This is a genomic window from Novipirellula sp., assembly GCF_041583735.1.
Taxonomy (GTDB): Bacteria; Planctomycetota; Planctomycetia; order Pirellulales; family Pirellulaceae; genus Novipirellula.
The window spans coordinates 1-10,566 of the sequence record NZ_JBFHFD010000273.1 but is presented as its reverse complement, the minus strand read 5'-3'; the positions used below and the strand labels follow the sequence as shown (position 1 = coordinate 10,566).

General features: G+C 56.2%; 5 protein-coding genes. 4 read left to right on the top strand and 1 reads right to left on the bottom strand.

Features of this window, described 5'->3' with window-relative positions; translation table 11 throughout:
- From ABX962_RS19340 to ABX962_RS19330, 3 genes are all read left to right on the top strand, one after another.
- Window positions 1-742 (top strand): serine/threonine protein kinase (locus ABX962_RS19340; RefSeq protein ID WP_372721670.1); only part of this gene is annotated, 742 nt, incomplete at its 5' end.
- Between the two features lie 547 nt (window positions 743-1,289).
- Window positions 1,290-2,969: a BBP7 family outer membrane beta-barrel protein gene (locus ABX962_RS19335; RefSeq protein WP_372721669.1), complete on the top strand. Its 1,680-nt coding sequence runs from the start codon at window positions 1,290-1,292 to the stop codon at window positions 2,967-2,969.
- Window positions 2,970-3,198: 229 nt separating this feature from the next.
- Window positions 3,199-7,851 (top strand): beta strand repeat-containing protein, encoded by a 4,653-nt coding sequence (locus ABX962_RS19330; protein ID WP_372721668.1) that lies wholly within the window; start codon window positions 3,199-3,201, stop codon window positions 7,849-7,851.
- A gap of 249 nt (window positions 7,852-8,100) precedes the next feature.
- Here the strand turns inward: ABX962_RS19330 and ABX962_RS19325 are convergent, their stop codons facing one another.
- Window positions 8,101-8,835, bottom strand: coding sequence for an RsmD family RNA methyltransferase (locus tag ABX962_RS19325; RefSeq protein WP_372721667.1), 735 nt, complete (start codon window positions 8,833-8,835; stop codon window positions 8,101-8,103).
- 142 nt (window positions 8,836-8,977) lie between these two features.
- Between ABX962_RS19325 and ABX962_RS19320 the strand changes: the two genes are divergently transcribed.
- Window positions 8,978-10,566: ABC transporter permease (locus ABX962_RS19320; protein WP_372721666.1), on the top strand; the 1,589-nt coding region annotated here is incomplete at its 3' end.

The following is a 10,566-nucleotide window of genomic DNA, read 5'->3' as shown; positions in this document are numbered from 1 at the left end:
TTTGGCAACCGAAAAAGTGTTCAACCGTTTTGCCAACGAGATCAAGGTGATGCAAGAGTTTGATCATCCTTATCTCGCCAAAATCTACGATAGCCATATTGATTCGACACTCGGTTATTATGCGATGGATTTGATTCGCGGTGGGACGTTGTACCAGTATGTTCGTCAGCATCAACTCGCGCCGCTGGCGGTGATTCGGTTAATCGCCCACGTGTGCATGGGACTGCAACACGCTCATGAACAGGGCATCATCCATCGCGATGTAAAATTGTCTAACATCATGGTGACCGAATTGGGGCAACCGAAGCTCGTCGACTTTGGTCTTGGCAAATCGATGTTCCTCGCCCCGAGCGAAACAGTGACTCGCACGGTCGACGGAAGCGTTGTTGGCACACCGCTGTTCATGTCGCCGGAACAAGCCCGGGGCGAAATCGCATCGCTGGATCAACGCAGTGATATCTATTCGCTGGGGATCATCTTGTACATGTTGCTGTTAAAACAGCATCCGCATCACATCACCCCCCAAGATCGTCAGCAAACCATTTCCGAGATCGCCCACGGACCTGTGCGACGTCCCTCGAAAGTCAAATCGACGTTTAGCAAAACGCTCGAACGAATGATGCTCAAAGCACTTCATCCGTCGGTGGAATATCGCTACCAATCCGCCGGCGAATTGGCGAACGACTTATTGGCCTTTGTCGAATCCCGCACGACGCATGAGAGCTCGATAAAGACGCTGTGACGATGGGGTGCCCTTGCGAGTCATTTGAAGTTCTTCGTTCACATCGTGCTTTACCTCCCCGGTGAGATGAAACATTCACCCTCCCTCTGGAAGCGGCCGGGGAGGGCTGGCGAACTCTCGCTTGCACGCTCCACTGCTAACACAACGAGCCCCACCGGTGAACCGGCTACCGCCGACTCGGTCCTCCCCAGGCGGGAAGGTCAGATGTTTGCCCTCCCGCACACGGGAAGTTAAATCCTGCTTGTTGCCCCCGAACACCGTTCCTCGCGGACGCCGCCTCGGTTAGCAAAGCCTTGGTAATCTTTGACGATTAGGGTGACTCTGAGGATTTTTCCGATTTTTCTGGTTTTCGGTTCAGAGTTTTTATCTTTTGGGTCGATATCGCTAGGGAACGACCTGTTCCCATGCCGAGCGTGCTCGGCGCCAGCGGGAACAATGGTTAGCCCGGGGGGGTGATACCACTTCAGCGATGATTCGTCGGCGACCTGTAAAGCTTGTAGTCAGGTTGCTCGCGTTTCGCTTTCCAGGATCCCAATTGGTGAAGCCAATGCCTTCCGTTAGACAACTCTCCCAAATCTTATTCACGTTTGTGTTAGGGGCGCTGCTTGCCACTCACACAGACGCTCAGACCACGACCTCGGGCCAGCGAACGCTTCGCAAAACAGAGCGAACCGCTCGTGCCAATTGGCAGCCCGTGCGAAAGTCCAATCTGACCGAGGCGGATGCGGGCTTCGTTGGTGCAGGCAACTCGGCCCCCCAAACGACAACCGTGAAAACCTCGCAACCTGCTAGCAACTCGGTTGTTCGCCAAGCGAGTCATGTTCAACAAACCGGTCATGGCATTTCCGAGCCATCCTACCCGCCGCATTCAATCATCGAAGAACCGATCATTCACGGTCCAAGCGATGGCTATGTCGAATTGGAACCGATTCATGGCGGCTCGGTGGCATGTGATGCCATGCCAGGCGGCGTGGGATGCGGTTGCGGATCGATGAGCTGTGATGGCGGCTGTGATTCGATGGGCCGCTGCGGTTTCGGTGGTGCATGTGACGAAGCCTGTGGTGCCAACGGATGGCGTCCTTGTGTCACATTGTGTCTTCCCCAAGACGGCTGGGTTTCGTTTGAATATCTGTCCTGGTGGCAAGATGGGATGAGTCTTCCTCCGTTGGTGACTACAAGCACCGACTCCAATGTGGCTCAAGCGGACGCGGGCGTCCTTGGCAAATCGACCACTCGCACGCTGTTTGGCGGCGAAGAGGTTTTGACCGATCAATTTGATGGTGGCCGATTACGCATGGGATTGTGGTTGGACCGAGGTCACACTTGGGCGATCGCGGGAGAATACTTCAAAATTGGTAGCGAAAGCGAATCGTTCTTCGCAAACAGCAACGGCGACCCCGTCTTGGCACGTCCCTTTTTCAACGTGAATCCGAGCAGCGGTAGTGCTCGTGAAGACTCGGAATTGGTGGCCTTCGGTGGCACTGGAAACGTTCGTGTCTCGGGTTCGGTCTTGGCGGTTGCGGAAAGCGAATTGCTCGGTGCCGGATTCCACTTTCGCAATTTGCGTGCTTGCAACCAAGGCTGCAACACATGGGGATTGTTTGGTTGCCCTCAAGAATTCTGCTCACGCACCGAAGCGTTGATCGGATATCGCCACCTGCAACTGACCGAAGGAGTGCACGTTCAAGAACGCTTGACCGGAATCAACCCCGTGGGCAACTTTGTCATTGATGATCGTTTTCGCACCCGAAACCAATTCAATGGAGTCGACCTCGGTTGGTTCTACACTCAGAACCGTGGCAATTGGACACTCGACAGCACCATTCGGCTCGCCTTGGGAACGACTCACCAAACCGTTTCAATCAATGGTCAAACAACAATTTCGGGGGATCCAAATTCACCCGGCAGCCAGACCTACCAAGGTGGTTTGCTAGCTCAAGCGTCGAACATCGGAACTTATCAACGCGATGAATTCGCGGTGGTCCCCGAGTTTGATATCAATCTGGGCTATCGTCTGAATAACAATTGGCGAGTGATGGTGGGTTACACCTTCCTGTACTGGTCCAACGTGGTTCGTCCCGGCGAGCAGATCTCGCGTGACCTCAACCCAAGTCAACTGGCTCCGGCCGAAGACCCGCTAACGGGGGCCTCGCGACCTGGCTTTGCATTCGACTCGGTCGATTATTGGGCTCAGGGAATCAACACAGGGCTCGAGTATCGCTGGTAACCGCCTTCCGTTCGCCGAGCCGGTCGTTGGAACAGGGATCGCAAGATTCGATTTTAGCGGTAACAGTCAAGCGAGCTGCATTGGAAATCCGATACTTCCCTACAGACCGCGCTGCAATGATTCAACAATTGCGCGCCAGCAAAATCAACCGTTCGATGCCGAGGCACCGTCCGACCGACGTTTGACGTCGGGATGACGCCTGCGGCGTTTCGCCCCCAACAGGACAACGATGATGGTCTTTCAACGACTAATCAACCGTCTCGGTCGCAAATCAAACAACGTCAGCCGCAAAAAATCGAATCGCCGTCTGTTGATGGAGCATTTGACCCGTCGTGAGTTGATGGCATCGGACTTAGGGGCGATCAGCGGGATTGCGTATACCGACGCGGACGGCAACGGCCAATTGGATGCTGGCGAAGTTCGACTTGAAGATGTTCAGGTCCAGTTATTCCGTGATAGCGGTTCGGGCAACACCGGCACGCTTGTGACCACGGGGGCCAATGCGGACCCGCTGGTCTTGACCGACACCACCGACAACTCGACGCCCGCAGGTGTTGGGCAACCGGTCAAGGTTCCAGGCGAATTTCGCTTCGAAGGCCTTTCGCCGGGGGATTATTTTGTCGTTCAAAGCGCCGTGCCTGGGCAAACCGCTCCTGATCCGGTTCTGATTACAATCAGCGATACCGATGACGACGGGGTTCGCACGCAGTTGATCGACGACTTCGCCACCACGGCGGTTTCGGTGCTTGCCAATGCAGCGAATCCGACCAACACCGATTCGACCGATGCTCCCGAAGCGATCGGGGGCAGCCGAGATATCCAAGCGGTACGGTCCAGCGGATCGGGCAATATCTTGGTCGAAGTCGACACCGGACAAGACGCGCTGACGATTTCCTCTGGGGGCGGTGGTGTCGGCACGGCGATGGTGCAGTACGACGGCATCGACAACACCATCGCGCTGGATGCGGTTGGACTGGGAGGCGTTTCACTTTCGGATGAATTGCCCCTCGATCCCACCGAACCCACCGGCACGCAACGCCAATATCCTGGGGCCGGATTGTTTGTACGGACTCGCGCTGCTGATGCCGGGGAACAACTGACGATTCGCGTCTACACCGATGCCACCAATTTTTCAGAAACCGTCGTTCCGGTCCCCGTTGATGCGACCAACTTCCTTGAAACCTTCGTTCGCTTTGATTCGTTCACCGTGGCCGGGGGAACCGGAGCCGATTTCCGCAACGTCGGTGCTATCGAAGCAATAAGTAACTTGACCGGTGACAACGACATTCGCGTCTCGATCGTCGAAGCACTGCGTCCCACACCTCAAGTAGCCAATCTTGCGAACATTCAGCCGCTCGCACTGGGCGGCGAGATTTTCGTCGACAACGGCGCGGTCCCTGACCAGAACAACGGCACGCGTGATACCGGCGAACCGTTGGTGACCAATCCGATCACGGTCCACTTGTATCAAGAGAACCAGACCCCGGGAACCGATACCCCGGTGGCAACCACGACCACCTCGAGCGGCGTCTATTCGTTCAACGATGTCGTGCCAGGCAACTACTTCGTCGTGATCCCTCAAGCAATGTTTGATGCGGGCGGCCCCTTGGTCGGTTTTGCTTCGAGCACGGGGAACGATCCGGCATCGGATCCCGACGACGACGTCGATCTGGATGACAACGGCACCGGGGTTGCAGGTGTTGGCATCGTTAGCGGGGTGATCACGCTCGCCAGCGGGACGGAACCGACCAACGACGGTGACGATGCGAACAAGAACTCGACGCTCGATTTTGGTGTCGTGCCGCAAACCGATCTTGCGATCACCAAGACACTCGTGGGAGCTCCGCCGTCGAACGTCAGTGCTGGCAGCACCGCGGTGTTTGACATCGTCATCAGCAACAACGGACCGCTGACGGCGACCGATGTCCGTGTCCAAGACGTCATTCCAAGCGGTTTGACCTTTGTACGGACTCAGAACGGTCCTTCGGGAATGTCTCAAAACGTCAACGGTGCGAACCTTGAAGTGATTTTGGGAACGATCCCGGCCAGCGGACAGCTAAGCTTCCAAATCGTGACCACGGTCGATGTTGACGGTTTGACCAACATCACCAACACCGCCACGGTCACGGGTGCCGAGTTTGATTTCGACACCAGCAACAACAGCAGCGATGCGGATGTCATCGTCGACCCTGATTTTGATATCGTCGTTGACAAAACTGTCGACAACGCAAACGTCCAGCCCACCGACACAGTGACTTACACCGTGACGTTGACCAACGATGGTCCCAGTTCGGCCGATGGCGTTGTGCTTAGCGATATTGTTCCGACCGGATTGACCTTTGTCAGCGGTACGATGAACGGTAACGCTGCCACGCTAAACGGTTCCACCGTGACCTTCCCCGCCATCACCGTGGGGGCAGGTACCGCTAACGCAGTATCCGCGACTTTGGTCTTTACCGTCGATGCGTTGACCACGGGCCAAATCACCAACACCGCAAGTGTGCCGGACATGTCGGCCGACGGTGAAAACGATATTACGAACAACTCTGACGACGCCGTGATTACGGTGACTCCGGACTTTGACATCGTGGTCGACAAAACCTCCGATGTCACGACCGTACAGCCCGGCGATACGGTCGTTTACACCGTAACGTTGACGAACGATGGTCCCAGCACCGCCGATAACGTGGTGCTAACCGATGTGATTCCTGATGGCTTGACGTTGGTTTCGGCAGTAATGAACGGAACCAATGGAACCGTTACCGGTAGCAACATCACCTTCCCAGGTGTATCGATTGTCAGCGGAGCCGCCAACGCGGTGACCGCGACATTAACCTTCACGGTCGATTCGGACGCCAGCGGTACGATCGACAACACCGCAAGTGTCCCGGACATGTCGGCCGATGGTGAAAACGACACCACCAACAACTCGGATGACGCATCGATCACCGTGATGCCGGTATTCGACATTGTCGTGGACAAGACGGTTGACGTCACCAATGCTCAGCCTAACGACACGGTCACCTATACCGTGACGTTGACCAACAATGGCCCGAGCAATGCAACCAACGTGGTGCTTAGCGACGCAGTGCCTGCGGGATTGACGTTCGTCAGCGGCACGCTGAACGGACAAGCCGGCACGCTGAACGGAAGCACTGTCTCGTTCCCTGCGGTTTCGATCGACAGTGGAACAGCGAATGCCCTTACGGCAACGCTGACCTTCACGGTCAACTCCGACGCGACTGGCCAAATCGTCAACACCGCGAGCGTGCCGGACATGTCGGGTGACGGTGAGACCGACATTACCAACAACTCGGACAACGCCACGTTGACGATCGATCCCGATTTTGACATCGTCGTCGATAAGACGGTCGATAACGCAACGCCCAAACCTAACGACACCGTCGTTTACACCGTGACGTTGACCAACGAAGGCCCAAGTTCGGCAACCAACGTCGTGCTAACCGATGTCGTCCCCACCGGGTTGACCTTTGTTAGTGGGACGCTTGATGGGGTTGCTGGAACCCTTTCCAACGGCATCGTGACATTCCCCGGCGTTTCAATCGACAGTGGAACCGCCAATGCCAAAACCGCCACGTTGACCTTTACCGTGAACGCGGGTGCCACCGGCCAAATCACCAACACGGCAAGTGTGCCCGACATGGCCGCTGCGGGTGAAAACGACATCACCAATAACTCTGACACTGCTGCGGTCACGATTCAGCCCGATTTTGACATCATCGTCGACAAGACGGTGAACAACGCGACACCAGCACCGGGCAGCAACGTGACTTACACCGTTACGTTGACCAACGAAGGCCCCAGTGTCGCCAACGGAGTCGTGCTGAGCGACGCGGTGCCAACCGGATTGACCTTTGTCAGCGGCACGATGAATGGCCAAGCCGCGACGTTAACCGGTTCGAACATCACCTTCCCCGCCGTCAATGTATTGGCGGGAACTGGTAACGCCTTGACCGCGACATTGACATTCACGGTCAGCGGTACTGCCAGCGGCCAAATCGTGAACACCGCGCAAGTCCCTGATTTGTCGGCCAACGGTGAAAACGACATCACCAACAACAGCGACGATGCGGTGATCACCGTCACTCCGGTTGCCGATCTGGTGGTGACCAAAGCGGTAGACAAGACGAATGCACGGATTGGTGATTCGCTTCAGTACACGATCACGGTGACCAACAACGGCCCATCGCCAGCCACCGCAGTTCAAGCGGTTGACACGCTGCCTGCGGGAGTCACGTTCGTCAGCGGTACGGGCCCCAACAACACCACGTTGTCGGCCAGCAATGGCGTGGTCACCGTTCCCGGTGGCACGCTTGCCTCGGGAGCGAGTTTCAGTTTCATCATCAATGCCACCGTGAACTCGGGAGTCACCGCGGATCAGGTCAACAACGTCAGCGTCAGCACGTCGACCAGCGATTCAAACGCTGCCAATAACTCGGCGTCGGTGACCACGGGCGTTGATCCTGCGACATCGCGAGTGGACGGGTTTGTGTTCATCGACGCGAACAACAACAAGATCTTTGATGCTGGCGAAACCCCGGTTTCAGGAGTTCAGATCCAATTGACGGGAACCGACGCGTTCGGCAATGCCGTCAACTTGACGGACACCACGGATGCCACGGGACAATACTCGTTCGAAAACTTGTTGGCGGGATCGGCTTACCGATTGCAGCGAATCGATCGTCCATCGAACTTGCGTGACGGCGGTGAACAAGCGGGGACCAATGCCACCTCGACGATCGATGACGTCGACAATGTGTTTACATCGCTGGGACTTAACAAGGCGACATCGGCCGAAGACTTTAACTTTGGCTTGCTGAACGCCGCACTCTCAAAGCGGGACTTCTTGGCATCGTCTTAATCACGCCTGCGTCACGCGAGTGGCTTTGATGATCTTGCTTGAACCAACGGGAGCCGGTGTTTTCGGTTCAAGCAGTTCGCCAGCAAAGCCAGTAACTCGGGCGACGCAATCATGATCAGAGCGTTAAGAAGTTAAATGCTCGGCCTTCGGGGGGAGGCCGAGCATTTTTTTATGCGCTTGCAGCAATGTTACAGCTCGATTTGCCGGTAGTGGACGAGGCTACGAGTCCTTTCAGTTGCAGCGATTCGCTTAGCACCTTAGTCCACATTGGGTGGCCGGCTCGATAAACGCCAATTGCACATTGCCGTACACGCGAATATCCCACTCGCCCGGGGGCAATCGCGTCGCGTCAAAGGTGTCTTCGGTCTCGGCGACCAACACGCTGCCGGGCGGTGCTTGACGCAGCACTTGGTTGATCACGGCATTGAGCTTCTCGAGCTCTTCTTCCCACATCACGTAGGGGGGCGACAAAAAGACGATCCAGGGGACGCCAATTTTGGGATCGTCCGGATCCTCGGGGGCGACCAGCAGCGTTTCGCTCCAGCGGAATGCATCGCCCACCAAAACTTTCAGCTTGGTTTCGATACCGAGTGCCTTGGCGGTTTCGCGAATATGTCCGGCGGCGCGATTGGACTGCTCAATCGCCACCGCTTCGACCGCGCCGCGGCTGATCGATTCGATCGCCAGAGCCCCGGTGCCTGCGAACAAATCGAATGCAATGGCCCCCCGAACGGCTCGTCCAAGGATATTGAACAGGTTTTCACGAACGCTGTCTTTCATCGGGCGGGTAAACGCTTCGCCGTGATAATAGATGTGGCGGCCCCGCATATCGCCGCCGATGACCCGCAACTTGGTCGCATTCGCCTTGTTACTTTTCAGCTCCGAGCGAGATCGTCCAGAGCTGCGTGGTTTTCCAGAGTCGCCGCGTGTGGGTTTGGAAGTGACGTTTTTCTTGCGTCGATTCGATTCATTGCGTTGTTTCATGGCGAAAGTATAGCGAGGTCACCCCTGATTACGGAAGTCGCGTGAAACTGCCTCCGATTGACGTTTACGCTAACCACCCTGTTGCTCTAGACTTGAGCGATTCAGGAAGGATGCCTGTATATTCCCCGCCGAAGGAACGGCTATGTATCGTTGGTTGCTCTGTTTTCGCTACTTGCGGACTCGCTATATCGCGTTAGCTTCGATCATCAGTGTCACGCTAGGTGTCGCCACATTGATCGTGGTCAACAGTGTGATGGCGGGATTTTCAGCTGAAATGCATGATCGGCTGCACGGACTGGCGTCCGACATCCTGATCGAATGCCACACCAGCGGCGGGATGCCCGATCCGGAGGGGCATTTGCGCGAGATCAAAAAGGTCTGTGGCGACAAGATCGCTGGCGCCTCGGTGAGCGTGCATGTCCCCAGCATGCTGGGGATCGATTTTAACGGGCAGCAAATTGCCCGCCACGTCAATCTCGTTGGGCTCGACCCCGAAACCTACAACGCTGTCAGCCAATTTGGGCAATTCCTGCTGCACCCGGACAACAAAACCGGTGTTAGCTTCGATCTTCGTGAAGACGGTTTCGCGCCCGACCGCGAAGGTTTCCCCGCGTCCGGATGGCGTTATCGACGTGCCCGGGCTGCCTACGAGAAAGCACTGCAGTTCGAACGAGACCGCATCGATGCTTTGAAAGCAAAACAAACTGAGGCGGCCACACCGCAGTTGGCCAGTAACCGCACGCCGGCAACCTCGGAATCCGCCGCGTCGGCCAACACAGCGTCGGCCAACACTGGGGCCGCTGCTGCTGATCACGCCGGACCGACGATGTCCCCCTTCTTTTCGCCCGAACTGCTGGAAGACAGCGGTGGCGAAGCGCCGAAGGTTTTCGATCCCAGCCAAAATCAATATCCCGGCATCATCCTGGGGATCTCGACCTGCAGCAGCAAAATGCGGGACGCCGACGATGTCGTTCGTGACCACTATTACTGTCGTCCCGGTGACGATGTTCGCATGATGTTTCCCAACGCCTCGGAAAACACCAAGGTCGTCAACCAAAAATTCACTGTCGTCGATTTGTATGAATCGGGCATGAGCGAATACGACAGCACGTTTGCCTTTTGTCGCCTCGATCAATTGCAGAATTTTCGCGGTATGATCGACCCGCAAACCGGCACCCGCAGCGTAACGACCATTCAATTAAAGCTTGTCGAAGGGGCGAGTCTGAATGAAGTGCGTGACGATCTTCGTCGCCGCTTCCCCGCAGACATGTTCGCCTACAACATCCAAACGTGGAAAGACATGCAGGGACCGCTGCTAGCCGCGGTGCGATTGGAAACGACAATCTTGAACATCCTGTTGTTCTTGATCATCGCCGTCGCTGGATTCGGCATCTTGGCGACCTTCTTTATGATTGTGGTCGAGAAAACTCGAGACATCGGAACGCTGAAAGCACTCGGTGCTTCGGGCAAGGGAGTGATGAGTATCTTCCTGAGCTACGGGCTGTTGTTGGGGTTTGTCGGCAGCGGTGCGGGGTTGGTCGGTGGATTGATCTTTGTCAGCAAAATCAATGAGATTGCCGCTGTGATTGAAAAGATCACCGGGCAAGAGGTCTTTGATCCAACGGTGTATTACTTCACCGAAATCCCCACGATCATCCATCCCTTTACGCTGTGCTGGGTGATGGCGGGTGCGGTGACGATCGCGGCCTTGGCCAGCGTTTTGCCGGCACT

What these genes read in the sequence shown, in the direction of transcription:
- ABX962_RS19335 (WP_372721669.1), top strand. Translation starts at nt 1,290, where the DNA reads ATGCCTTCCGTTAGACAACTCTCCCAAATCTTATTCACGTTTGTGTTA.
- ABX962_RS19330 (WP_372721668.1), top strand. Translation starts at nt 3,199, where the DNA reads ATGATGGTCTTTCAACGACTAATCAACCGTCTCGGTCGCAAATCAAAC.
- ABX962_RS19325 (WP_372721667.1), bottom strand. Translation starts at nt 8,835, where the DNA reads ATGAAACAACGCAATGAATCGAATCGACGCAAGAAAAACGTCACTTCC.